Annotated in this window: 1 protein-coding gene; it reads right to left on the bottom strand. The window is 70.6% G+C overall.

The features are described from left to right. The coding region (locus ACTVAJ_RS28980) for an ATP-grasp domain-containing protein (protein WP_470391479.1) at nucleotides 1-496 on the bottom strand (496 nt) is incomplete at both ends.

The following is a 496-nucleotide window of genomic DNA, read 5'->3' as shown; positions in this document are numbered from 1 at the left end:
CGCCGCCGTGCGCCTCGCCGGCGTAGGCGACCACGTCCAGGGTGGACATGACCAGACCCGCGCCGTTGCCGATGATGCCGACCTCGCCGTCGAGCTTGACGTAGTTGAGGCCCTTCGCCTTGGCGGCGACCTCCAGCGGGTCACCCTCCTCCGCGAAGGTGAGGCTCTCCAGGTCCTGGCGGAACTCGGCGTTCTCGTCCAGGGTCACCTTGCCGTCGAGGGCGACGACACGGCCGTCCTTGGTGAGGATGAGCGGGTTGACCTCGACGAGGGTCGCGTCCTTGCCGACGAAGGCGTCCCACAGCTTGGTGATGACCTCGGCGGCGCCTTCGGCGGCGGCCTGCGGGAGCTTGCCCGCCTTGGCGATCTCCGCGGCGACGTCGGCGGGGGCGCCGGTCAGCGGGTTGACGGCGATCTTGGCGACCGCGTCGGGGTTGGAGACCGCGACCTCCTCGATCTCCACGCCCCCCTCGGCGGAGCAGATCGACAGGAAGGT

Source organism: Nocardiopsis sp. KDC1DS13DA1 (genome assembly GCF_055632325.1).
The sequence above is the reverse complement of the archived record's forward strand: the minus strand, read 5'-3'. Positions and strand labels throughout refer to the sequence as shown.